The organism is Candidatus Electrothrix sp. (assembly GCF_052785085.1).
In genome coordinates, this window is record NZ_JALAAI010000037.1 from 1 (window position 1) to 23,181 (window position 23,181).

Annotated in this window: 17 protein-coding genes; 8 read left to right on the forward strand and 9 right to left on the reverse strand. The window is 49.9% G+C overall.

Annotated elements, in window-relative coordinates:
• Positions 1–234: 234 nt before the first annotated feature.
• The 3 genes from L2082_RS07940 to L2082_RS07950 all read right to left on the reverse strand — a co-directional run bounded on the left by L2082_RS07940 (position 235) and on the right by L2082_RS07950 (position 7,307).
• Complete coding sequence (locus L2082_RS07940; RefSeq protein ID WP_446011603.1) at positions 235–1,518, reverse strand: MFS transporter; 1,284 nt, start codon at positions 1,516–1,518, stop codon at positions 235–237.
• Positions 1,511–2,944: an amidophosphoribosyltransferase gene (purF, locus tag L2082_RS07945; protein ID WP_446008627.1), complete on the reverse strand. Its 1,434-nt coding sequence runs from the start codon at positions 2,942–2,944 to the stop codon at positions 1,511–1,513. The genes L2082_RS07940 and purF overlap by 8 nt, the downstream gene beginning before the upstream one ends.
• Before the next feature lie 295 nt (positions 2,945–3,239).
• Positions 3,240–7,307, reverse strand: coding sequence for a DUF748 domain-containing protein (locus L2082_RS07950; protein ID WP_446008626.1), 4,068 nt, complete (start codon positions 7,305–7,307; stop codon positions 3,240–3,242).
• A gap of 374 nt (positions 7,308–7,681) precedes the next feature.
• Between L2082_RS07950 and L2082_RS07955 the strand changes: the two genes are divergently transcribed.
• On the forward strand, positions 7,682–7,891 hold the full coding sequence (locus L2082_RS07955) for a type II toxin-antitoxin system HicB family antitoxin (protein ID WP_446008625.1): 210 nt from the start codon (positions 7,682–7,684) through the stop codon (positions 7,889–7,891).
• The gene (locus L2082_RS07960; protein ID WP_446008624.1) at positions 7,884–8,108 is read left to right on the forward strand and encodes a type II toxin-antitoxin system HicA family toxin; all 225 of its coding nucleotides are present in this window, start codon (positions 7,884–7,886) and stop codon (positions 8,106–8,108) included. The genes L2082_RS07955 and L2082_RS07960 overlap by 8 nt, the downstream gene beginning before the upstream one ends.
• 219 nt (positions 8,109–8,327) lie before the next feature.
• Here L2082_RS07960 and L2082_RS07965 read toward each other — a convergent pair whose 3' ends face one another.
• Both L2082_RS07965 and L2082_RS07970 read right to left on the reverse strand, forming a co-directional pair.
• Positions 8,328–9,053 carry a tRNA1(Val) (adenine(37)-N6)-methyltransferase gene (locus tag L2082_RS07965; RefSeq protein WP_446008623.1) on the reverse strand — a complete coding sequence of 242 codons (726 nt, stop codon included), beginning with the start codon at positions 9,051–9,053 and terminating at the stop codon, positions 8,328–8,330.
• A gap of 84 nt (positions 9,054–9,137) precedes the next feature.
• On the reverse strand, positions 9,138–10,514 hold the full coding sequence (locus L2082_RS07970) for a DUF1015 domain-containing protein (RefSeq protein WP_446008622.1): 1,377 nt from the start codon (positions 10,512–10,514) through the stop codon (positions 9,138–9,140).
• Positions 10,515–10,768: 254 nt separating this feature from the next.
• On the opposite strand from L2082_RS07970, the gene L2082_RS07975 reads away from it, so the two are divergent.
• Entirely contained in the window at positions 10,769–11,458 is a 690-nt protein-coding gene (locus tag L2082_RS07975) for a hypothetical protein (protein ID WP_446011604.1), read from the forward strand.
• A 152-nt stretch (positions 11,459–11,610) separates the two neighbouring features.
• Positions 11,611–12,696, forward strand: a complete 1,086-nt coding sequence (locus L2082_RS07980) for an AAA-like domain-containing protein (RefSeq protein WP_446008620.1) — start codon at positions 11,611–11,613, stop codon at positions 12,694–12,696.
• A 20-nt stretch (positions 12,697–12,716) separates the two neighbouring features.
• On the opposite strand, the gene L2082_RS07985 is transcribed toward L2082_RS07980, so the two are convergent.
• Complete coding sequence (locus tag L2082_RS07985; RefSeq protein ID WP_446008619.1) at positions 12,717–12,947, reverse strand: hypothetical protein; 231 nt, start codon at positions 12,945–12,947, stop codon at positions 12,717–12,719.
• A complete protein-coding gene (locus tag L2082_RS07990) occupies positions 12,944–13,087 on the reverse strand; it encodes a hypothetical protein (protein ID WP_446008618.1) in 144 nt (47 codons plus the stop codon). Before L2082_RS07990 ends, L2082_RS07985 begins: the two co-directional genes overlap by 4 nt.
• Before the next feature lie 498 nt (positions 13,088–13,585).
• Between L2082_RS07990 and L2082_RS07995 the strand changes: the two genes are divergently transcribed.
• Together L2082_RS07995 and L2082_RS08000 are read left to right on the forward strand one after the other, a co-directional pair.
• Positions 13,586–16,294 (forward strand): NACHT domain-containing protein, encoded by a 2,709-nt coding sequence (locus L2082_RS07995; protein WP_446008617.1) that lies wholly within the window; start codon positions 13,586–13,588, stop codon positions 16,292–16,294.
• Positions 16,287–16,418 carry a hypothetical protein gene (locus L2082_RS08000; protein ID WP_446011605.1) on the forward strand — a complete coding sequence of 44 codons (132 nt, stop codon included), beginning with the start codon at positions 16,287–16,289 and terminating at the stop codon, positions 16,416–16,418. Before L2082_RS07995 ends, L2082_RS08000 begins: the two co-directional genes overlap by 8 nt.
• Before the next feature lie 347 nt (positions 16,419–16,765).
• Here the strand turns inward: L2082_RS08000 and L2082_RS08005 are convergent, their stop codons facing one another.
• A complete protein-coding gene (locus L2082_RS08005; protein WP_446011606.1) occupies positions 16,766–17,785 on the reverse strand; it encodes an NAD(P)H-dependent glycerol-3-phosphate dehydrogenase in 1,020 nt (339 codons plus the stop codon).
• Complete coding sequence (gene gyrA / locus L2082_RS08010; RefSeq protein ID WP_446011607.1) at positions 17,769–20,387, reverse strand: DNA gyrase subunit A; 2,619 nt, start codon at positions 20,385–20,387, stop codon at positions 17,769–17,771. Before gyrA ends, L2082_RS08005 begins: the two co-directional genes overlap by 17 nt.
• A 265-nt stretch (positions 20,388–20,652) precedes the next feature.
• Here gyrA and L2082_RS08015 point away from each other — a divergent pair, with 265 nt between their 5' ends.
• A complete protein-coding gene (locus tag L2082_RS08015; RefSeq protein ID WP_446009757.1) occupies positions 20,653–21,600 on the forward strand; it encodes a glycosyltransferase family 2 protein in 948 nt (315 codons plus the stop codon).
• A 46-nt stretch (positions 21,601–21,646) separates the two neighbouring features.
• On the forward strand, positions 21,647–23,179 hold the full coding sequence (locus L2082_RS08020) for a YifB family Mg chelatase-like AAA ATPase (protein WP_446009756.1): 1,533 nt from the start codon (positions 21,647–21,649) through the stop codon (positions 23,177–23,179).
• Positions 23,180–23,181 lie beyond the last annotated feature (2 nt).

The following is a 23,181-nucleotide window of genomic DNA, read 5'->3' on the forward strand; positions in this document are numbered from 1 at the left end:
CAGTTGAAGATCGTTAAGTTTCCTGATGCTGATTTTATCAGCGAGGGTGTTTTGGAAACGGGAGCCAAGTAGACAAATGCCCTCTGGGCTTAACCAATACCACCCCCTCTGGGGGTGGATTCTTTATTCAGGCGGACAGGTGGGGGGAGCGGGATTCGTGGGGAGCCGTTCAAAAAGGAACAGGTGCTTCACCAGGTTTGCCGGGAGCTGAACGTTGGAATTTTATAATAAATTTCAAGATAGAGAATCGCCTGTTCTGGCAAGAAAACGAAGATAGAGTAACCAGCCAGTCCCAGGCAGAAGAAAGAGCAAGGCCAGAACCAGGACTATGGGCCGTGGGCCAAATCCCATGTCCAAAGCAGCTCCAGTACACCAGATGGAAAAACTGAGTATCAGCGTCATAAGGGTCATTTCAGCGGAAAAGAGGCGTCCGCGAAAACGATCTTCAACCTGGCGGTGGAGCAGGGTTGTACTGAAGACCCACTGGACAGAACCACCAAAATGGCCACAAAAGACCCAAAAGGCAGCAAAGAACATATTGGGGGCCTGGCTGAAGAGCAGGTAGGCTGCGCAGGAAAGGAAAAAAGCCCCACCAATGGCCTTACGCATGGCTGGAACCCCGTCTCCAAAAAGTCGCCAGACAATAATTGGGCCAAGGGCAGCACCAAGACCACGCATGGAAAAAAGAATTCCGCTCAGTCCCCCGCGACCTCCTCCACTCTCCTGAGCAAAGACCTGCTCTCCAAACACGGCCAGCATGACCAGAATACCACCGGAAAGGGCCCAACCGCTTTTCACGGTGAGCAGGGCCATGACCTTGGGACGTGCTTTGATGTAGGAAAAACCTTCCTGAAGATCATGCAAGCCTGTGATCCGGGCCAGGGAGAAAACCGTTGCAGACTTGTTTTCCTGTTGGGGAATCAGCACCGTTAACATGACTGAGGCTGCAATAAGGAAGCTGCAACAATCAGCAATAATTGCTGCCTGCCAGCCAAATTGAGCCGTAAAAAAACCGCCCAGAGCTGCGCCAAATGCCAGCATAATTGACCAGGATGCCCCGGAAAGCCCGTTGACAATACTCAATTCTTCACGGGTACAGAGATTGGGAACTGTGGCCTGGCGGGCAGGATGATAAAAGGTCCAGATAGATTCCTGAGTAAGGGCTAATATATAGACCATCCAGACATATTCTGTTGATTGAATCAGCAGATAGGAAAGCACCAGGACAGCCCGCAAAAGATCACACGTAACCAGGATTGTTTTACGACTGAATTTATCAGCTATAACCCCGGCCACAGGTCCAAGCACTGCCGGGGGTAAATGCTTGGCAATCAGAAACCAGCTCACTGCCTGACCAGACCCGGTTAACTGATTCAGCAGGACAAAGATAGCAATATAGTTAAACCAATCCCCAATCTGGCTGATGCAGCTGGAAATCCAGTACCGGCGGTAGTTGGGGTTTTGGCGAAGCAGTCGCAGATAGGAAGAAAAATGTCCTGCTGCGTATAAATCAGCCACAACCGCAGCCACTCAGAGCGTCCTTGGTAAAGCTTGTATCTGGAGGAACGGGGTAGTTGCCGTTAAAACAGGCCAGACAGAAATGATCTCTGGGTAAACCTGTGGATTCAACCAGTCCGTCAAGGCTCAGGTAGGTCAGGGAATCCAGGCCCAAATACTCTGTAATACCTTCCAGGGTCTTGGTTGAGGCAATCAATTGGCTTGCTGAGGGGAAATCAATACCATAATAACAGGCATGGCAGGTTGGTGGGCAGGAGACCAGCATATGGATTTCTTTTGCCCCCACATCCCGTAGAGCCTTAACTCGGCTTCTGCCAGTTGTCCCCCGAATAATGGAGTCCTCAACAATGATCACCCGTTTGTCTTTGAGCAGGGCACCAACCGGGTTAAGTTTTACCCGGACAGAGAAATCACGCATGGCCTGGGATGGCTGGATAAAGGTTCGTCCCACATAATGGTTACGGATCATGCCCATTTCCAGAGGAATACCTGAAGCCTGGGAATAGCCGATAGCTGCATAATTGCCTGAATCAGGAAAAGGCATGACAAAATCAGCATCAATCCTGGCTTCACGGGCCAGAATTTCGCCCATTCGTTTACGTACCGCATAGACATTGGTGCCAAAGATATCGCTATCAGGCCGGGCAAAATAGACCTGTTCAAAGATGCAATAGCTTTTACGACGGGGCGACCAGGGGAAGATTGATTCCAGGCCGTCTTTATTGATAATCAGTACTTCGCCCGGTTCAACGTCGCGTACATATTCCGCTGTGATCAGATCCAGGGCACAGGTTTCTGAAGCAACCACATAGGCCCCACCAGCCAGACGGCCCAGGCAAAGAGGACGAAAACCATTGGGATCACGAACAGCAATCATGGTCTCCGGGGTCATAAGGAGTAGGGAATAGGCACCACGAATACAGGCAAAGGTCTCTTTGATTGCCTTGGTTAAGCCCATATGCATGGTCCGGGCCATGAGCTGGATAACGATCTCGCTATCCATAGTGGTCTGAAAAATAGAGCCTTTTTGTTCCAGATGATTGCGTAGATCAACAGAGTTGACCAGATTGCCATTATGGGCTACTGCAATGGGGATTCCCTGGTGGGTAACCATAAAGGGTTGGGTATTAATAATTGAGGATTCACCAGTGGTGGAATAACGTACATGGCCCATAGCAAGATGGCCGTTCAGACGTTGCAGATTGGATTCTGTAAAGACTTCAGGGACTAAACCCATATCTTTATGCAGATGCATCTGTTGGCCGTCACCAGAAACAATACCTGCGCTTTCCTGCCCCCGATGTTGCAAGGCGTAGAGGCCGAAATAGGTGAGTTTGGCGGCGTCTTCATGACCGTATATTCCGCAGATACCGCATTCATGGGTTGGTCGTGATTGTGGCTCAAGGGATGGAAGTGCATGTTCCATAACAGATTAATGACTCTCTTGTTGTATGTCCGTCAGGCTGTCCAGGGCCTGAAAATAACAGGGCACAGAAGAAGATCTCCTCTGCGCCCTGGAAAATATCTACATGAGGTTGAACTAAATATACCGGAGATCCCTGTTAAGGCAACCGGTTCAGGTTTCGTTATGTATTATCCTGTTCTCTATCCCGTCAGGAAACAGGAGCGATGAAGGAAGCCACTTCTTCAAAACAGATAACAATTTTTTTTTCAAGCAAATATGATGGTATTGCGAAAAAAAAAACTCGAAAATGTAATGTTTATTGGTTGTTTTGCTGTTCTGATACTTCTGTAGTTTTAGCTGGTTGTTGCCAATCTGGTCCAATAAGCAGGTCAACCCAAGGGCCACCGGCACAGGGTTTTTCCAGGATGATTTTATCTGCGGGCAGCCCAAGGGTATGCATGAGATACTTCTGCACAACCAAAGCCCGTTGCCGGGCCAGTTCCGGCAGGATCTTCTGGGGAAGGTCAATAGGCTGATGGGGGAGCGGTTGCAGATCTTCCCGTGCCTCAATCACCGGGATCAGATTTTCGCCAATGGGCGAATCCGTGTTTACCAGCTCCACTTGCCGAAGCTCTTCTTCTGCAAGCAGGCGGGCCATTTCTTCCTGTCTGCGGATATTTTCAAGATCAATCCGATAGTCTTCCTCTTCCTGAAGCAGGCCACGAAGGTATTTACGATCAGCCGTATCATCGTAGCAGCCACGAAGCTGGAGGCGAAGATAGGGGCGGCGGTCCAGCAGAGCAGCAAAATTTTCCAGATCATCCATAAAATCCGGGAGACTATCACCAACGATAAAATTGATCCGTTGGGGTAAGGTAAGGTCAGGAAACTCTTTTTCCAGCACTGTGTGCGGAGAAACAACTGTCTGGAGGTGCAGGCGTTGGAGTCGTGCTTTGGTTTTTTTGCCGATTTCTGCCGGGGAAGCCGTTGCAGGCAGAGCAAGAGGAATGCTGAAGGCATCATTTTTGTTGGTGAGCAGGCCCAGGAGCAGGGCATATTCTGAGTCCTGCTGAGGGCGAAAATCGCTAAAATGAACCTGGCCTTGGTCGTTGCGCTCAGCCGAGGGAATCCAGCGAATTTTGCCGGGTTGCTCCAGAGAAAGTAGCTCTTTAAATTGCTGGGTAGTGCTGTCCAAAGACAGTTCTGCGACCGTGAAGCTGTCAACCTCTGCACCAGTCTGTTGGAGTTGCCCCTGAGCTGTGAATTTCCTTGTATTGACCTTGCCGGAAAAGGTAAAGGAGGCTGGGGTCCCAGAGGCTAAAGGGGCAAGCTGTCCCTGGACTGCTGTATAGTTCTTGCCTGTACTGGTATCGGGCAGCAGACTGCCTCCCTGAATACGACATTGCTTAATGGTAAACGGCGGCAGTACCGGCTTATTTTCCTCTTTTCGGAACAGGGAAAGTAAGGCTCCAGGCAGTTCCGCCTTTGAGGAACCCAATTGCAATTCTGGCTCCTGAACAACAAGATCTTTGATATGCATGTAAAAAGGCTGCATGCCCCCTAATACCTCATTGCCTCTGGCGTTTTTCCAGCGCAAATGAACTCCTTGCCGATTTTCTGCAACCAAATTGCTGAGCTGGACATTGCCCTGAAAATTAAGCTCAGGGAGTTGAACCTGCCCTTGAAAAGAAAGATCTCCTTGTTTCAGGCCAGGAGCAGATTTTTTCCGAAATAAAGCCGCAAAAGGCTGCTCCAATGCCTTTATACTCAAATTTTCAACAGTCAGGTCCAGTTTCCCCTTTGCCTGGTGAAAAAAGCCTTCTACCTTAACCTTACCATGAGTATTAGCATTAGCATTAGCACCAAGGTTGGCCAGAAGGCGCAGGTTTGCCTGTTCTGACGACGCTGCCTGGAGATCCTTGATCTCCATATTGAGTCTGGTCAGCGGAAGCATCAGGCTGTTAGGCAGGTTTTCTTGATAACTCCCTATAGGTAAACGGGCCTTAGAGTCTTTTATTGTAATGGTATTAAAAGATAATGCAGAGAATAATTCTGGTTCTTCCGGGCTAAGAAAGAAAGCAGGTGCTGCTGAAGAAAAATCAGCCTGTTCCAGGCTAAGGTCTGCGCAGGAGAGACGCTTTTGCGTTATATGGAGCGTACATTGCTCTGCTGCTGCTGAGCCTGCTGTTAGCAGAGGGCTTTCCTGTTTTTCCCGTTGTATATTGATATGTTGCGTAGTAACTCTTGCTTCTTTTATCAGTATACTGTGCTTTTTCCTGCCAGTCTGCTCTGTTTGAAGAAGGCCACTCACTTCAGCCTTGCCGCCAGAAAGCCGGAGTCCGTGCTGACTGCCCAAGTAGGCTTGGAGCTGGTTTACAGAAAGGTTGCCCAAAAAAATCTTGCCATTCAGGCTGAGATCCGCTGCTGTGCTTCCCTGAAATCGTACTGTCATTTTTCCCTGACGGGCAGTAAAGGAAAGCGGGGCAGAGGATGATGTGCGATTATGGTAATCAACAAGCTTGACGTGCAGATCCTGCCAGCTTTGTCCCTGTTGTTTTTTGAGACTTCCTTTATTGATAATGAAACGCTCAACGCTCAGGTCAAAGGGGAGTAAACTTGGTTGAAACAGCTGGCCCAAGTGGTGAGACAAGGGGAGCTGATCAGAAGACGAGGCACCTGTTTTATTTTGATCGGCTTGTGCAAGTAGCAACTGCGGTTGCTCCAGGGTCAGCTCTCTGACGATGTATTGCTTCTCTACAGGATTTGCCTGCATAATCAAATCAACCTTACCGGCTGTGAGTTGTAATACTTGATTTTTATTTTGTGTTTGACCGTTACCCAGATAGGGCTGGAGCAGACCTGCATCCAGATTTTGGAGGGATATCTCACCTATCAGGTCAAGGGCCGGGGTGGTTGTTCCTTTAAACCGGACCGTGCTTGTTCCTTGCTGTGCAGAAAAAGACAGGACAGCTGGTTCGTTTTCCTGTGCCTTTTCCGCACGGGCGCGATTTTGATAGCCTGTCAGCTCCAATTGTAGCGCATCCCAGTGCGTTGTTCCCCTCTGTTTGCCCCTATGGACAGTTCCGTTGTTAATGGACAAACGGTTGATCTGTAGATCTATAGGGAGCAAAGCAGGCTTGAAAATCTGTCCAGGCCAGTTTGATAAGGGCTGGTCGTCCAACGAACCCTTGCTCTCTGGAAGGGAGAGCTGGGGATCGTTCAGGATCAGCTCGTTAATTCTGTACTGCTTGCGAAAGGGATTTGCCTGGATAATGAGTTTTGCGCTGGGAGATGTACATTGGAAGACATCTTTTTGTCCATTCCTTTGTTGGGGAGAGGATTTCATGTCCAGGTCAGTAAAGGAGATTGTCCCGGACAGGGCCAGCTCTTCTTCATCTTGCGGATTATCCGTGAGGATGAGTTCCAGGCGTGCTGTGGTATTTTTGCTTGTTATGTGAAGTGCATCATTCATGCTGGGTAACCAAGCCAGGATCTGCTGGGGATCAATGTCATCCAGCTGAAGGGTTAACCGGGTTAGCGGTCCTTTATCCGGGTCAATCAGGCGTTCTCCCTGGATTTGTACCGGATTTCCATTGACCATGGCATGAAGTGTGGGTATTGCTGCATCCTGTTTATTGGTTGCTCCTGTTGCTGCTGAAGGCAGGGAAAAGGTTATCTCATCAAGACGGTATTCATGGTCGGTGCTGGCATCCCGAAGAATCAGCGTACTTTCTGCCAGCCCCAGCCCATCCAGCTTGAGCCAGCTGGGCAACAGGGGGGCATTTTGTCCTTCCAGGCCCGGGCCAGTAAAACTGCCATCAGCCCGACGAACTACCTCTGCCTGTAATTTATTGATGTTGCTTTCTTCAAGCAGGATCTTTCCCTGCAAAAGTGCATCAGGCCGTATCCTGGTATCAAAAGTGGCAATGCGGCATAAAGCAGGTTCATTTTTTCCCTGAGGGGTAAGCTCCGGGCCGATATAAATATCAGCAAGATGGAGGTCAAAGGTGAACGGGTTGAACTCGGCCTGGCCTATGGTTACAGGGCGGTTCAGCTGCTGACCATACTGCGCTGCCAGCTGATTCTGGATATAGGAGGGCAGGAGATAGGTCGCTGCAGCCAGATAGGCGAGAAAAAGGAGCACTGGCAGCACGATAAGCACAAGGCTGCATATGAGGAGCTTTTTCTTTGACCCGGCTTTTTTTTTCGGCTCTTTGCTTTTTGAGGTACGCTTGTTACCTTGGGCACGCCGTTTTTTGGGTTTAGGAGGAGGGACGGATTTCTCTTCTTCTTTTTTCCCGGCTGTTCCGGCCTGCGGATTGATCAGAATTTCGCCAAATGCTGGTGAGGACTCGGCTTCTGGGGTCTGCTGCTCGCCACTCATGTTTTTGCGTCTCTTTTCTACTTCTGCGCCTGATTATCAGAGCATCAACAGTATAGGGCCTGCTTGACATCTGATGGTCTTATCTCTCTTAAAGAATATATAACCCGGACAGTGTTTTTTTACAAGCCATTGCGCATGCCGGGAAGCCTCTGATGAAACCTACAGCAATAACATCACGATTGCAGGAAGAAAACCTTTGTTGTTACCAGAAGAAGAGCCGGGCCCGTTCGGTGGTTAATGGTGGTCTGACAAAGAGAACCGGTAGTGATATTTTTTTCAGGGAAGCCATTCTGTCTTACCTTTTTGTTTGTCGTGTTGTATACTGAAGTAGTTGTATTTTTTTTGACCGAACAATTGTTCTATGAGGTGATTTGATGCATACATTTGCTGCTGTTATATACAAAGAAGATAAATTTTATGTGGCCCACTGCCCGGAAACAGGGACAGCCAGTCAAGGAGAAACCATTGAGGAAGCTGTACAGAATCTTCAGGAAGCCACAGAGCTGTACCTGGAAGAATTTCCTGTTGAGGCGACCTCATTTCGCCCGATCATGACCACGTTTGAAGTACTTGCCCATGCCTAAGCTGCCGAGGATATCCGGGGAAGATGCTGTCAAGGTGTTTATGCGGCTCGGTTTTTATGTTACCCGGCAGAAAGGAAGTCATGTTGTCATGCGAAGGGATAATAAAGGCTGTGTAATCCCGGAACATAAGGAACTCGCTCTCGGCACCCTCCGAAGCGCAATCAGGCAGGCTGGTCTTACTGTCGAGGAGTTTGTCGAGGCATACAGCGATAAATAATCATCCTTCAGCGTTCTCCTCACAATTCCGCGTAGCAACCCTGCTAAGATCTTCAACACTTGGCTCGCGCAGAACGAGGGCGAGGAATCTTTCCGCCTCAACGTTTTCCAGAGATTCCACGACCGAATTGTCCAAAACCAAATCAGCCATTATCGTCTGTCCTCGTCGATCATTTCCCGGATGGATCAGCTGTGTGGAAGGAGGGCAAATGAAGGGTTCTCACTCCAAATACATAGCCGCAACCTCAGCAGAGTACGTGCCATCAGAGTGCTGATAGATATAGAGCGGCGGAAGCAAACGTACCCCTTCACCACCGTTTTTCATGGCCTCAATCATGACTAATCGTGCCTGTTTATCTTCCGGGTAACTGTACACCGGCTGAATCCGTTTGGGAACCAGGCGTTTTTTCATCATAACCGCAAGCACAGTGGCGAGACGTTCTGCCGGATAGATGCAGGCCACTATGCCTCGATTTTTCACAGCAAAGGCAGCTGCTGCAATGACAGACTCTGGATCTGCGGTGAGTTCATGGCGGGCAAGAGCCCGCTCATCTTCCTGGTTCCTGCGTCCGCTGCCTGTTTTATAATACGGTGGATTACTGAGCACCAGATCATAGGATTCTGCTCGAAAGGCCTTCTTTATTCTGCGCAAGTCGGTCTGCTGCACAGTAAAACGATTATCAAACTTGTTGGCTTGAGCATTATTCCGGGCAAGTTCAGCCAGGGCAGGTTGCAGTTCCAGGCCAGTAATCTGAATATCTGAATGACGATAGCAGAGGATAAGGCTGATCACCCCGCAACCTGTGCCCAGGTCCAGCACCTTGGACCGGGATGCAGGCTGGCAAAAATGGGCCAGGAGTACTGCATCCAGGGAAAAACGGTAGCCGTCTTGGTGCTGACGACAAATCAGGCGGCCATCAAAAAGGGTATCGTCAGTCAGGGACATAAGCGGGATTGGTAGGGGTAGACCTGTGTGTCTGCCCGTTATTTTCAGACCGCAGTATGGAGGGTAAACACATAGGTTGTACCCCTACGGAACCCTGACCTGCTCTTTATCATCCAGCTTATTCAGGAGCAGGCCAGTCATAATTTTAGGGTAAAAAAAGGTGGATTTATGGGGCATGATATTATCGCTGTCAGCCACCTTGAGCACCTGTTCCACCTTGGTGGGGTTGAGAAGGAAGAGCAGAGGGGTATTGGAGTCCTGAAGTACGCTTTCTTTGACAGCTTCATCCAGGGCTACATCTGCGTCACTGATATAGCTGACCAAGCCATCGCGTACGCATTGCTCATGCCCCAGGCCCAGGTAATCCTGAATAAGCAGATCTGAAAGCATAACCACATCAAGTCCCTGCAAGACCTCGGGCTTTTCTGCAAGTGAGGGGGAACGGGTAATGGTTTCTTCTTGCACGCAAAGGAGAAAGGCCCGGTCTTCACCAGGATGGTAGACACCAAAGGCAGGGGTGCCTCCCTTGTTGTCTGCCTCGTTCATCCTGTTCAGTACTTCTGTAATCAGGGTTTCCCGGCTTCCCTGGTCAATTTCTGTGACTGTCATCCCCTGTTGCATCCGTTCCCGTAGCTGGTCAGCTCCCAGAACACCTGGCCAACGAACCAGACGATGGGTAGGCAGGACAGAGAGGCCTGGATCTTCGCAGGCACAGAGGTACATCATAATATAATTGCAGGGATGATCCGCAGGCAGATCAGGGTTATTGGCCAAGGCCCGTTTCCGGCAATCCAGAGCTGTGGTGTAGCGATGGTGTCCGTCAGCAATGTACACGGATTTATCAGCAAAGAAACGATGAACATATTCCAGGGCTGCTGCATCGGTCACCTGCCAGAGGGTGTGGGTATTGCCATGCTGGTCATTCACCTGGATCAGGGGAGCTGTTTCCCGGACCTCTTCTAACCTGCTGATGACCTTTTCTTCCTTATCGGAATAGATAGAAAAGATCTGGCTGAACTGGGCCTTGCAGGTCTCCATGAGTTGCAAACGATCGCTGATCACCCCGGAAAAGGTCTTTTCATGGGGCTTGACAATGCCTTCAGCAAATTCTGCCAAACCAACCAGGCTGACAATGCCTTTGCGGGTCAGGCGCTTGCCACTGGGATGATTATAATCAATATAATAGAGATAGATAGCTGGTTGCTCATCCTGGACAAGCACGCCTTCTTCCTGCCAGCTTTGAAATCGCTCCCGAGCCTGCTCATAGCGGCCGTCATCCTTGGTTGTTCCCTGCGATATATTGCACAGATCCAGATTAATCATGGAGTAGGGATTTTTTTGCAGCAGTCTTTTTTCGTCGTCTGTGGAAATAACGTCATAAGGTGGAGTAACGACATCTTCCAGTCGTTCAATTTTTTTCGGGTTATAACGAACGCCACAAAACGGGGCAACAACAGCCATGGTCTTTTTCTCCTGTTTATAGAAGGTTGTCCTTCCCAAGAAGGGAGGAATGTTCTTTGAAATAAGAGTACGGGGGTCATGCATGCTTTGTTTACCATTATCCGATGAGCAGATGCAAGGAGGTTTTGGAAAGTTTTCCCGCTTGGGGCCGCAAGAGGCCCTGGCAATATTTTTGGGAGCCATTTTTAAGAATAAGAAATTAACTCCTTGTCAAGCTCTTCTCCATGCTGTTACCTTTGATAGTATGTATTGATATGAAAGTATTGGTGACTCTCTGGAGTTACCACATGGACATCAACCCGGTTCTGCCGGAAGGAGGAGGTATGGATTTTAAGGAATATTTTGAACAGGCCTGGCAGGTTTTTACAGGACATTTTGCCCCGATACTGGTCAACACACTGGTGATGATTGTGGTCTCTATTGCCAGTCTTGGCATTCTGGCACCTGTGGTCTCTGCCGGTTATATGCAGTCCCTGTTACTGGCTTTGCGGGAGGACAGGCCACCGGAAGTGAAGGATCTCTTTGCCCATATGGATCTGTTTTTTCCTTTATTTGGTTTTGTGGCACTGTTTATCATTGTTGTCTTTATCGGCCTGGTTTTTTTGATTCTGCCTGGTATTGCCATCCTGCTGGCAGGAACCTATTTCCTGATCTATATGTTACCCTTGATGACAGATCAACGCTTGGGTCTGGTTGAGGCTATTAAGGAATCCAGTCGTATGGCTATGGAACAACCCATTGTTGAGCATATAGCTGTGGTGGCAGTGCTCATTATTCTCGATTCCATTGGCAGCTCTATTGTCTTTGGCGGCTTGGTAACTCATCCGTATGCATGTCTGTTTATCCTTGCTGTCTATGAGGTCAAGAAGCAGCGTCAGATCAGCAGTTCCAGTACTGAGCCACCGCCTTTGTCAAAGCAAGGCACGTCTGGTCACCAGGGGTAAGGATCCAAGAAATCCCATTATATCGGGAACCGTAGGGGCAAACCTCTGTGTTTGCCCTTTTATGCTAGGCAGACAGGCAGGACTGCTCCTTATATTCACTACAGGGCAACTGTGGGTTTGTCTCTTCTTTTCTTTTTTTATCCTCACAGGCTATGCAGACATCTTTAACCCATTCCTGCCCCTTTGTTGCAGGGCCAATGATTACAGACCCGCATCTGTTTGTCGGGCGTAAGAACGAACTGCGCATCCTTGCCGGGCGGATGAGCGGTGCCCAGCCCACCAGCCTGAATGTGGTCGGGGAACGGCGCATGGGCAAGTCCTCGCTGCTCTATCATTTTTTTCAGACCTGGGAACATCGGGTGAGTAGCCCGAACCGCTTTGTTGTGGTTTATCTGGATCTTCAGGCCAAAACTCCGTCAAGCGAGGCGGCCTTTTTTCAAGCTTTAGGCCGGGCCTTAGCACGACAGCAAACAATACAGCGGGTCGAGCCTTTGCGGAGAACCCTGCTTGCGCCCCCTCGGACCTCTCAGGGTTTTGTCGACCTTTTGGAGCAATGCACGAATCATGTCCTTCTGCCGGTGTTCTGTCTGGATGAGTTTGAGGTGCTGCTCAAGAACAGCGAGCAGTTTACGGACTGCTTTTTTGATCAGTTGCGCGGCTGTATGAATGCGGGTCATTTGATGTTCATCCTCTCCAGTCGCAGGCCCCTGGATGTGTATGCCGGGGAGCAGAACCTGACCTCGGCCTTTTTCAATCTGGGCCATGTGGTGGAGTTGGGAGAGTTCAGCGAGGAGGAGGCGGATGAGTTAGTGTGTCTGCCTGTGGACGGTGAGCCAGCCTTGGACGCGGAAGAGCGGCAGTTGGCCCGGCAATGGGGTGGCAGGCATCCCTATTTGTTGCAGTTGGCAGGTTTGTCGCTCTGGGAGGCACGGCAGGCCGGGAAGAGCACCCGGCGGGCAAAGGGGGAGTTTGAGCGTCAGCGTAGGCGTTTTGTGACGAAGAGAGCAAAGCGGGCATCTTCAGGAAAGTCGTACCTGAGTGCTGCGTTCTGGGATTTCCCTTGTTGGCTTGGAGGAAAGCCGATCTGGTTAGGAGGGCTATTGAGCGATATTGGCAAGTGGCTAACCGGCACCATCATTATTGGCTTGTTCATAGGATTGCTGTTTGACCTAAAAGAGGCTGGAGTTGTGTATACTTTATTGCTGAATGCATTCAACTACTTTAAGCAAGTTTTGTAGAATAGTGATAAATTAAACGCTCACCGTTCATTCATCTCATCTCTACTGTAGGGCCCGCTCGCCCTTACATGGCTTAACTGATCCATAAGCTCCATAAACTCGCCATCTTGGGCACGGGATACCACCCGCTGGCCGCTTTGCCATTGCCGCTGCATGACATCGCGGGACATCCGCTCAACGTCCCAGTCGTAGGACTTGAGAATTTCGGCCCGCTGTCTGCGGACTTCATCAACAAGAGGGTCTTGGCTCATTCGTCGTCTCCGCCAAAGAGTTCATCAGGGGTGCAGATTACGGGGAGGATATAACCTGCTTCGGTCGCTGCCGTGCTCAGAATACGGAGCAGTTCGGCATTGGCAATGTGGGTACAGTTCCATGTGAGGAGGAAATCCATACGGTGCCGAGCCGCAACAGCGATGTGGGCAGCATTGTTGGCATCCTTTGCAGAAAAGCTACAAGATCATTATACTGTTTCGATTGGCATTGACCAATGTTTTTTTTGCCTCTGCCTTTCCGCCCCGGTGTTGAAACACCGGGCTATGTTCTGTCGCCCCTCCGGGGCTATCCGTGAACCAAGCGTCCCGGAGGGACAGCACGAGAATAGCCCAGCGTTTTAACGCTGGGTGGGTTTGTTCTCGAAAACACCTCACATTTACCGAAATTTTTTCCATGCAATATGCCAAAGGATACCAACGCGGGCTAATCGCCCGCAACCCAATTTCTGAACTCTAAGCACAGTTTTAAATGCAATTGCTTATTCTTCTGAAGAAAAAAGCCTGCTCATTTTCTTGTTTTTTATGACAGGAGTTCAGGAGTAAGGCACTAACAACCTTTGTGGTAGATTTGTATCACTCTATATTTTGAATCAATTCGCTGTAAAGAAAAGTCGATAATGGGATTTGAAGTAATAACTTTTGTCAAATCATCTTGGGTCAACCCAATGTGGAAGCGCTTTGGGAAGATAACAGGGGAACAAAAAAAAGAGCTTGATGGTTTGCGGGATGAGTTTGTTGATCCAGAAGTATACCGTGGCTTATATATTGAGCCTTATTTTCAGGATCGTAACCCCGCAGACGCCCATCAGGATGAATTAATTTCAGCGGCCCAACAACCAGCCTTTGAGCGGATCAATGGCTTTCTTCGTGGTGAATTACCCTTGGAGAAAGACGGGCGTCACCAGATGTTTATTTTGTCTGATGCGGGCATGGGAAAGACCTCTTTGCTACTCATGATCAAGCTCATGCACTTGACTAGCTTTTGGCCTAGGGGCTATAACTGTGCTTTGTTCAAACTAGGTGAAGATACCTTAGAGCGAGTAGCTGTATTGAAAAATAAGGGCGAAACCGTCTTGCTGCTGGATGCTCTGGACGAAGATCCTAAATCCTGGAAGCGGATTCGGGAACGGCTGCTGGAACTCTTGCTCGCTAGTGAGGATTTTCGCCGAGTGATTATTTCTAGCCGAACTCAATTTTTCCCGGAAATGGAACCGGACCGGCTGGGTCGAGCCGAGATCAAGGTGCTATCAGGTTATCATTGCCCGGTGCTCTATCTTTCGCCTTTCAGCGATGAGCAGGTTCAGGAGTTTATTCAACGTAAATTGCCCCTGCGTTGGTATTATTGGCCTTTCCTGCAAAGCCGGATCAAAAAAAAGCGGGCAAAGGCAACCGTCCTTTTAGAGCATATGCAGGATTTACGGATGCGGCCTATGCTTTTGCAGCATATTGATAAGCTGCTGGCAGTAGAATGTCAGCAGGAATGGAATGCCTACACGGTCTACGAGGCTTTGGTGGATGAGTGGCTGAATAGGGAAGTGCGTAAGATTCGAGGCCAGTATAAGGATAGACGGGTGCCGGAACGAAAGGAACTGTTTCATGCCTGCTTACGGGTTGCAGAGGCGATGGAACGGCAGGGTGTAAGGATAATTGGAGAGGATGGCTTGCAGCAGCTGGTTCGGGAGGATGAAAATATCGGCTGGGTGGAGAAGTTTGAGCTGGGTGGACGATCTCTGCTGAACCGCAATTCTGAGCGGGCTTTTCGTTTCAGCCATTATACGATTCAGGAATTTATGTTGGCTTGGGGGATTGTGAATGAACAGCTTGCCGAACAAAAGCCAGTTCATATCACAGGGCAGTTGTTGCATTTTCTTGAGCTATCTGGACAATTGCCAGATAGGCTGCATCTTATTGATATAGAAATAGTTACAGAAGATTTTTCCATTGCTGTTAGATTATTTGCAAGCTGTAAGACAGTGTCTCATATTGCTTTGTTATCTAACAGGATTGATTGGATAGCGAAATCATTGACCAACAAGGCAGGCAATCATGTCCTTAGTTGTTTAAAGCTTAGTCAAGATGTTAGATCAGCTTTGAAATCAAGTACGTTATTTCGTCGAAAACAGCGTCTGAAAGAAGTTGAAACAAAAATCAACGACCAACGTAATAGGCTGGATATTCTTCACGATAATGAGGCTAGCGCATTTAGTAGCATATTGGATAACTGGTACCGGATTATAGAAGCCGCCTGCACAACTCTGCACAATTCCATTCAGGAAGATTTTGAAATCCGTCAGGTCTATCTGCCCGGCCAGCCGCTGGAACCAGACAAGGCTGGCAGCCTGTTCAAGGGCCGCCGTGACCTGTTCCACCAGATCGAAAGCCTGCTATTCTCGGCCCAACCGCCCACCTTGGTCATGCAGGGTGGCAGGCGTAGCGGTAAAAGCTCGGTCCTGCGCTATCTGCCCAAGCAGATGCCTTCAGACATCCTGCCCTTGTTTGTGGACTGCCAAGGGATGGCAGTGTCCAGCACCTTGCCCGGCTTGGCCCGCCATCTTGCTCATCAGATTATTGAGTCATCCCGGACAACGCACCGCCTGACCCTACCGCCGCCGAATGAGGAAGAGCTGGCTTGTGACCCGTTCGCCTCCCTGCTTGAATGGTTAGAAACAATCGAGCAGGCCGTGCCCGGCAAGACCTTTCTCCTCTGCCTGGATGAGTTCGAGCGCATTGATCAGATCGTCACTGCTGCGGGCAGCTATGTACCGCTCAACTTCCTCCGCCACCTGATCCAGCACCGCCGCCGCTGGCTGCTTCTTTTTGCCGGGTCGCACACGCCGGAAGAGCTGGCCCCGCACTGGAGCGACTGCCTGATCAACACCCGCAGTCTGCGCGTGAGCTTCCTGGACAAAGACGATGCCGTGGAGTTGATCCGTCGCCCGGTCGAAGGCTTCCCGGAGATATGGCTAGAAGCGGCAGTGGAGGAAGTCTGGCAGCTGACACAAGGGCAGCCGTACTATATCCAGCTCATCGGTCAGGAGGTGATTGAGTTGCTAAACAGAGAGAAGAGAAGACAGGCGGACGCAGAGGATGTGATGGCTGTGCTGCCAACGGTCTTTGTGCGTGGGCATTACGTTTTTGATGAATTCTGGCGTGCTTTAAGCGAGGAACAACGGACGCTGCTGATCGCTTTGGCGGAAGGAAAGGCAGTGCCGCCGAATTTGCACACTACGGCTGCCCTGATACGCAAAGAAATCCTGGCGCAGGAGAATGACGGCTGGTCATTCCGGGTGCCGCTGATACAGCAGTGGATTATAAGGAATGGGTGATGCGATTCAACCAGCAGATTATCCAGAATTAGCAGCATTCTTTGGTTGCAAGCAATCCGGAAAGGCGATTATGACGTTCTTCTCCTGCCAGTCCAAACCAGGATCAGGGGGGAAAACAAAATGATGTCCGCAGTGCAGGCCCTTATCCCGGTTTCTCTCTTTCTGCACCCTGAAAAATCATCCGGGGCCCGGGCAAACCCATGCAGCAGCCAGGAAAAATGACAGAGGAGCAGAGAAAAGTCATTCCGCGCCCGGAAAAATAACAAAGGAGCACGGAAAAATGAGTGCGAAGCGCAGCAAAATGACCGAGGAGCAGTGAAAAATCGCTCAGGAGCACTCCTCCGCCACTTTTCCGGCCTGCGCACCCTTTTTGCACCCTTTTTTTTAGAAACTTCCATCTTGTTCAGCCAAGGTGGCTACTATATCCAGCATTTCTCATCAATCCATCGGAGCAATGATTGCCCCCTGCTTTCAGGCTTCCTTTTTCAAACTCCGGCCAACCAGATCCTGAACCGCATCCCGGCAGGGTTTATCCTCATACAGGATCTGATAGGTCTGTTCCAGAATCGGCATTTCAACCCCAACAGAGGCAGCCAGATCATAGCAGGATTGAGTGGTCTTGACGCCCTCAGCCACCATGGTCATTTCATCCAGGGCCTGCTGAAGCGTTCGTCCTTCACCCAGTTTGATACCCACAGTTCGGTTACGGCTCAGGCTACCGGTACAGGTCAGGACCAGGTCCCCCATCCCGCCAAGCCCGCAAAAGGTGAGCGGGTCTGCCCCTAAGGTGGTTCCCAGGCGAGTGATTTCTGCCAAACCACGGGTAATCAGGGCAGCACGGGTATTGAGCCCATACCCCAGGCCATCAGAGATACCCGCAGCAATGGCAATGACGTTTTTCATGGCCGCAGAGATCTCCAGGCCAATGGTGTCCGTACTGGTGTAGACCCTGAAAGAAGATGTTGAGAAGAGATGCTGTACTGCTTGGGCAACCTGATTATCTGAAAAGGCGACAGTCACCGCAGTGGGCTGCCCAGTGGCAACTTCATCTGCAAAGCTGGGACCGCTTAATACCCCGATGTGCATGGCTTCGGTTCTGTTTTGTCGCGCAAGTTCCTCTTGCATGACCTGGAACATGGTCTGGCGGGTTGCAATCTCTATTCCTTTGACCGCGGAAACCAGACAGGTTCCGTCTTGAAGCTGTGGAATGAGTTTGCGGAATACCTCGCGATACCCATGAGAGGGCACAACCATAACTAGACATTGACACGAAGACAGATCGTCAAAGGTGTTTACTGCGCGGAGATTGCCTGGCAAGGCCGCACCGGGCAGGTATTTCCGGTTCTCCCGATCCCTGCGCAGGGCATCCACATGCTCGGCCCGATGGCTCCAGAGCAGGACCTGTTCTCCCTTGTCGGCCAGCAGCTTGGCAAGGGCAGTTCCCCAACTGCCTGCCCCGATAACAGCTGTCTTTTTAATCGTTTGGTTCATCAATGGGCGTTTCATCTGTTCCCTGGCTATCATCCTGCCCGGTATCTTCCTTTTCATTATCTCGGTTGTCTCTATCGTTCAGCACCTCTTCTCCATCTGTGAGAGAATCGTCTGCATCGTCAATCTCATCATTAGTACGGGCCAGCATGGACAGGGCCACAACCTTTTCTCCTTCACTGAGGTTGATCATCTTCACACCCTGAGTATTACGTCCGATAATCCGCATGGAATCCATAGGCAACCGGATCACCTTGGCAGAGTTGGCAATCAGCATAACCTGATCCTCATTAATCACCTGAAAAGCCCCGACCACCTTGCCGTTCCGTTCACTGGTTTTTATGGCAAAAATCCCCTTGCCCCCCCGTTTCTGGAGGCGATAATCGGTTACCAGTGTTCGCTTGCCAAAGCCGTTTTCTGTGACCGTGAGAATTGAATCTTCTTCCTCTTGACTCTTTTCATATTCATGGCTTTTCAGAACAACGGCACCCACCACTTCATCGTCATCTGCCAGGGTGATGCTTTTGACACCAGCAGCTGTTCGGCCCATAGTACGCACATCATTCTCATGGAAATGGATAGACTGGCCGTTTTTGGTCACCAGGAAGACATGGTCATCACCAGAGGTAATGGCTGCGCAGAGCAGCTCGTCATCTTCTTTAATGGACAGCCCGTACTTGCCCCTGCGCACGGGCTTTTTATATTCAGCAATACTGGTCTTCTTGACCCGGCCTTTCTTGGTCACGGTCAGGATGGTGTAGCTTTCATCAGCATTTGCCAGATTAGGAACAGAAAGAATAGTGGCGAGTTTTTCCCCTTCTGCTAACTCCAGGAGGTTGACCACAGCCCTGCCCCGTGCTGTGCGACCAGCCATAGGCAGCTCATAGACCTTACGCCAAAACACTCGGGCCTTATTGGTAAAAAAGAGAAAGGTGTCCAGAGTCGACGCCGTGTAGAGGTCTGTGACAAAATCGTCCTCCACAGCTGCCATGCCTGTGATCCCCTTGCCCCCTCGACGCTGGGCCCGATACAGGGATAATTGATTACGTTTGATATAACCATGATGGGAAATCGTCACCACCATCTCTTCCGGGGTGATCATGTCTTCTGGCAGAATTTCGTCAGGCGCATCAATAATTTCGGTCAGGCGCTCATCGCCGTATTGTTCGCGGATCGCCTCAAACTCCTCCCGGACAATATTCATCACCAGGGCATCATCGGCAAGCACATCCTTTAACCAGGCAATGCGCTCCATGATTTCGGTGTATTCCTGAATGATTTTATCGCGCTCCAGACCAGTGAGCTTTTGCAGGCGCATATCCAGGATGACCTGGGCCTGAAGTTCAGAAAGCTCAAAGCGCTCTATCAAACCGGTCTTGGCTTCTGCTGGATTGGCTGAGGCCTTGATCAGTTCAACCACCTCATCAAGATTATCCAGAGCAATCTTCAATCCTTCCAGAAGATGGGCCCGCTCCTCTGCCTTGCGCAGTTCAAAGGCCGTGCGGCGATAAATGATTGTACGCCGGTGATCAATGAAGTGAACCAGGACTTCTTTCAGGTTCAGGACTTCCGGTTTATTATTAACAATGCAGAGCATGATGATCCCAAAGCTTTTTTGTAAGGGTGTCATCTTGTAGAGCTGGTTAATGGTCACATCCGGGATCTCATCCTTTTTCAGATCCATGACAACACGGAGACCCTGCCGATCTGATTCATCGCGCACTTCTGCAATGGAGGTAATTCGTTTCTCCTTCATCAACAGGGCGATTTTTTTGACCAGCTTGGCCTTGTTCTGTTGAAAAGGGATCTCAGTGACCACGATGGACTCGCTGCCTTTTTTCTTTTGCTCCACATGCATGCGGGCCCGCATGACAATAACGCCTCGCCCGGTTTCATAGGCCTCACGAATTCCGGCCCGTCCGCAGATAAAACCGCCTGTGGGAAAGTCCGGGCCTGTGATGATATCCATGAGCTGATGTACGGAAAGGCTTGGATCCTCTACCAAAGCGACGAGAGCATCAATAATTTCGGTGAGGTTATGGGGCGGGATTTTGGTTGCCATACCTACCGCAATACCCTCAGAACCATTGATCAGGATATTTGGGATCCTGGAGGGGAGGACAGTGGGTTCCAGTTGCGAGTTGTCATAGGTTGGGACGAAGTCGACGGTTTCTTTGTCAATATCAGTAACAAGCTCCTGGTCCAGCCTGGTCATGCGTGCTTCTGTGTAACGCATGGCCGCTGGCGGATCCCCGTCCATAGAGCCAAAGTTACCTTGCCCGTCAACTAAGGGGTAGCGGAGAGAAAAATCCTGAGCCATTCGCACCAGGGTGTCATAGACTGCTGAGTCACCGTGGGGATGGTATTTACCGATAACATCACCAACAATTCGGGCTGATTTAACATAGGGGCGGTTATGGGTATTGCCCAATTCCCTCATGGCGTACAAGGTACGCCGGTGAACTGGTTTCAGGCCATCACGCACATCGGGCAAGGCCCGCCCAACAATAACGGACATGGCATAATCCAGATAGGATTTGCGCAGCTCCTGTTCAATGCCGATGGAAGGAAGTTCGGGCGTAGTATTTTCCTGATCTGTTGTCATTAGATTGTTTGCTTGTTGTAGAAAGAATGCAGCATGTGCCATTGGCTGCATGCTGTTATGGTGCTTATGAACTGAGTTTGCAGATTTAACCATAAATTCAGTTTTTTTTCATTAAGTAAGGTGAGCAATCGGTATTTTTTTTGGTGATATGCATGCATTCGCCTCAGCAACAAGGGAGATGATTCCTTGCTATTCAAAAAATAGGGTGCTATACTCTTTTTAAAGAAATATTAAACCGTTCAGTTCTTACCCGTGGCCTTGCACTATGTATCTTGAGAAAAAAATCGCTGTTGTCATCCCAGCGTATAATGAAGAAAAACTTGTTGGCAAAGTCATCAGCACCCTGCCTGACTACGTGGACAACATTGTTGTGGTGGATGACTGTAGCCAGGATAAGACCGTAGCCGTTGTGCAATCCTTGGCTGCATCAAATAAAAAAATAACTCTTCTTCAGCATGAGCAAAACGGAGGGGTCGGAGCAGCTACGGCAACAGGGTACAAGTGGACAAGAGATCATGAATTTGATGTCTCTGTCATTATGAATGCTGATTTTCAAATGGATCCAGAGGATCTGCCACACATTCTTCAACCTGTCTGTGCAGGTGAATGTGACTATACCAAAGGAAACAGGCTCTTTCAGGGAGAGTCGTGGGGTATGATTCCTAAACATCGATATATAGGGAATTCTTTTCTCTCTTTTTTTACAAAGATCGCATCAGGGTATTGGCATATTGCTGATTCGCAGAGCGGCTATACAGCTATCAGCCTGGCCGCTCTTAAGGCTATTGATCTTGATACACTCTATCCGCAATACGGCATACCAAATGATATGCTGATCCGTTTAAATATTGCCAACATGCGGGTGCGCGACATTCCTGTCCGACCGGTTTATAACGTGGGGGAAGTATCAGGGATAAAGATACGAAAAGTAACTTTTGCGATTCCGTGGATGCTCACAAAAGGTTTTTTCCGCAGGATGTTGCAAAAATACGTTATCCGCGATTTTCATCCGCTGATTTTTTTCTATTTCCTTGGCTTGCTGTTTTTCTTTTTCTCGGTCATCCTGTCAATCCGAATGGTTGTCTACCTCAATATTGACGGGCACCTGCCTCCTATCAATACCTTGGCAGCTATGTTTTCCTTTATGAGTTCCAGTCTCTTTACCCTGTTTGCCATGTGGTTTGATATGGAATATAATAAGGATCTCAAGTAACAGCTGTTGTTGCTGTTTGTTATTAACAGGTTGAGATCTGATAAAAATGCTTGCAAAAACACTGAGCGGTGCTGTAACAGGAGTTGACGGCCTTATTGTCCAGGTGGAAGTGGACTTAGCCTTAGGTCTGCCTGGTTTTTTCACGGTTGGCCTGGCTGAGGGAGCAGTGCGTGAATCCAAGGATCGGGTCAAGGCAGCGATAAAAAACTCAGGCTATGAATTTCCGCCCCGCAGGATCACGGTTAATCTGGCTCCGGCAGCGGTCAAGAAAGAAGGAGCTGGTTATGATCTGCCTATTGCTCTGGGTATTCTTGCGGCTTCCGGTTCACTGACCTGTCCGGATCTGGAAGACATCGCCATTGTTGGTGAACTCTCTCTTGATGGGGCAGTCTGTCCGGTCCGGGGGGTTCTCCCTATGGTGCTGGAGGCCAAAGAGCAGGGTGTGACCCGTTTTCTGGTTCCTGCGGATAATGCCCATGAGGCTGCTGTTGTTGACGGAATTGATATCATTGCTGTGAAACGCTTGCGACAGGCAATGGATTTTCTTGCCGGACAGCAGCACATTACGCCTTCCCGCACTGATGTGCAGGCCCTGTTCAGCAGACGCAACCAATATACAGTGGATTTTTCCGAGGTGCGGGGACAGGAACATGCCAAACGAGCCTTTGAAGTAGCCGCAGCAGGCGGTCATAATCTCCTGTTGAGCGGAGTGCCTGGCACAGGTAAGACCATGATGGCCCGCAGGCTGCCTACCATTTTACCGGATCTCTGTTTGGATGAGGCCCTGGAAACCACCAAGATCTATTCCACCACCGGGTTGCTCCCTGAAGATATGCCGCTGCTGGTGACCCGCCCTTTTCGTACCCCTCATCATACTATTTCCGATGCCGGTTTAATCGGCGGCGGGCGAATTCCCCGGCCTGGTGAGGTCTCATTGGCCCATAACGGGGTGCTCTTTCTTGATGAGATGCCGGAATTCCGCAAGCATGTCCTGGAGGTGATGCGTCAGCCCTTGGAAGATGGCATCGTGACCATTGCCCGGGCAGCGGCAAGCCTTCGTTTTCCAGCAAATTTTATGCTGGTCGCGGCTATGAATCCCTGCCCATGCGGTTTTCTTGGTGATAAGGTGAAAAAATGCTCATGCTCACCTGTGCAGGTGCAACGTTACCGGAACCAGTTATCAGGGCCGTTGCTGGACCGGATTGACATGCACATTGAAGTGCCACCGGTTCAGGTGGAGGAAATCAGCACCCAAAAGCCGGGAGAATCATCGGAAAAGATTCGGGAACGGGTTAATACGGCCCGCAGGCTTCAGCAGCAACGGTTTGCTGCTGTGTCGTTTATCAATTGCAATGCCCAGATGGGTTCCCGGCAAATCGAGACCTTTTGTTTGCTGGATCAGCAAAGTAAGGGCCTGTTGAATAATGCTATTGACCGCCTCGGTTTGTCCGCCCGCGCCTATCATCGGATCATCAAGATTGCCCGCACCATTGCCGATCTGGCCGGGGCTGAGGGAATTGATTCCGCCCATGTTGCTGAGGCTGTGCAGTATCGGCGGCAGCAGTTTGATGTGGGGTGATT

Bases quoted from the DNA above. Each gene is read 5' to 3' on its own strand.
- purF (WP_446008627.1), bottom strand. From the start codon at position 2,944: ATGGAACATGCACTTCCATCCCTTGAGCCACAATCACGACCAACCCAT.
- L2082_RS07950 (WP_446008626.1), bottom strand. From the start codon at position 7,307: ATGAGTGGCGAGCAGCAGACCCCAGAAGCCGAGTCCTCACCAGCATTT.
- L2082_RS07955 (WP_446008625.1), top strand. From the start codon at position 7,682: ATGCATACATTTGCTGCTGTTATATACAAAGAAGATAAATTTTATGTG.
- L2082_RS07960 (WP_446008624.1), top strand. From the start codon at position 7,884: ATGCCTAAGCTGCCGAGGATATCCGGGGAAGATGCTGTCAAGGTGTTT.
- L2082_RS07965 (WP_446008623.1), bottom strand. From the start codon at position 9,053: ATGTCCCTGACTGACGATACCCTTTTTGATGGCCGCCTGATTTGTCGT.
- L2082_RS07970 (WP_446008622.1), bottom strand. From the start codon at position 10,514: ATGGCTGTTGTTGCCCCGTTTTGTGGCGTTCGTTATAACCCGAAAAAA.
- L2082_RS07975 (WP_446011604.1), top strand. From the start codon at position 10,769: ATGAAAGTATTGGTGACTCTCTGGAGTTACCACATGGACATCAACCCG.
- L2082_RS07980 (WP_446008620.1), top strand. From the start codon at position 11,611: ATGCAGACATCTTTAACCCATTCCTGCCCCTTTGTTGCAGGGCCAATG.
- L2082_RS07985 (WP_446008619.1), bottom strand. From the start codon at position 12,947: ATGAGCCAAGACCCTCTTGTTGATGAAGTCCGCAGACAGCGGGCCGAA.
- L2082_RS07990 (WP_446008618.1), bottom strand. From the start codon at position 13,087: ATGGATTTCCTCCTCACATGGAACTGTACCCACATTGCCAATGCCGAA.
- L2082_RS07995 (WP_446008617.1), top strand. From the start codon at position 13,586: ATGGGATTTGAAGTAATAACTTTTGTCAAATCATCTTGGGTCAACCCA.
- L2082_RS08000 (WP_446011605.1), top strand. From the start codon at position 16,287: ATGGGTGATGCGATTCAACCAGCAGATTATCCAGAATTAGCAGCATTC.
- L2082_RS08005 (WP_446011606.1), bottom strand. From the start codon at position 17,785: ATGAACCAAACGATTAAAAAGACAGCTGTTATCGGGGCAGGCAGTTGG.
- gyrA (WP_446011607.1), bottom strand. From the start codon at position 20,387: ATGACAACAGATCAGGAAAATACTACGCCCGAACTTCCTTCCATCGGC.
- L2082_RS08015 (WP_446009757.1), top strand. From the start codon at position 20,653: ATGTATCTTGAGAAAAAAATCGCTGTTGTCATCCCAGCGTATAATGAA.
- L2082_RS08020 (WP_446009756.1), top strand. From the start codon at position 21,647: ATGCTTGCAAAAACACTGAGCGGTGCTGTAACAGGAGTTGACGGCCTT.